General features: G+C 55.8%; 1 protein-coding gene and 1 pseudogene. One reads left to right on the top strand and one right to left on the bottom strand.

Annotated elements, in window-relative coordinates:
• Nucleotides 1–226 (top strand): annotated as a pseudogene (locus tag GKC30_RS15290) (hypothetical protein); the annotation flags it as partial.
• Between the two features lie 157 nt (nucleotides 227–383).
• Here GKC30_RS15290 and GKC30_RS15285 read toward each other — a convergent pair.
• Nucleotides 384–749: site-specific integrase (locus GKC30_RS15285; RefSeq protein WP_496196975.1), on the bottom strand; the 366-nt coding region annotated here is incomplete at its 5' end.

The following is a 749-nucleotide window of genomic DNA, read 5'->3' as shown; positions in this document are numbered from 1 at the left end:
CAGCAACCGCCATGAACGGTTTCATCGCATGTACGTCGAGCACACGGGTTTTCAGCCGCCCAACCAGCACGAATCCGTGGAAGCCTTCCAGAAGGCCGCACAGCACACGGCAGGGGACGAATGGCCCAGGCTCGACGCTGAAGCCCGTGATGAAATCGAAGTGACCGCAGGACATTCCGCAGGACGGCGGGATGTGTCCGATGCCTATCTTGGCAGTTCCCGTTAGAAGAAGCCCCGCCATTTCCGGTGGGGCTTCCTTTTGGGCGTGAGGTTCCATGGAGGAGACACACCGCTCAGGCGCTGTGTTTCCTCCATGGAACCGTCCTTTCCTCCAGTCGGCTTGGGGCCGACTGGAGGAAAGGACTATCGCCAAATGAGGTCCGTTACCTGGGAACGAATTTCGATTTTGCCAGATGAGACAGGTCCACCCCGTAGTCGAGGTGGGCGATGACCTCCTCGAAGCACATGGAGGCCGGGAAACGGCCCCCATATCTTTCAGCGGACATTTTTTTGAGCTTGTGGCCAAAGGTCTGTTCGAACGGGTCGTCCTGCATCTTCTTCTGCTTGAAGAAGTTGGAGAACGTGTGTCGTAAGCTGTGAAAATCCTTGACCCCTTCTGCTCCCTCAAGTTCGATGGTTTTTCTGAATTCACTGAACCTTTCGCCAAGCTTGTGGCCGTAGTTTTCTTTGATCTTGACGAGTTCGGGGAAGACCCGCAGATGCCCCTTTTCGGCCTGTTGTCGGACAAA

Origin of the sequence: Pseudodesulfovibrio alkaliphilus (assembly GCF_009729555.1) — a bacterium.
Lineage (GTDB): Bacteria > Desulfobacterota > Desulfovibrionia > Desulfovibrionales > Desulfovibrionaceae > Pseudodesulfovibrio > Pseudodesulfovibrio alkaliphilus.
This window is presented reverse-complemented; position numbering and strand designations above follow the sequence as displayed.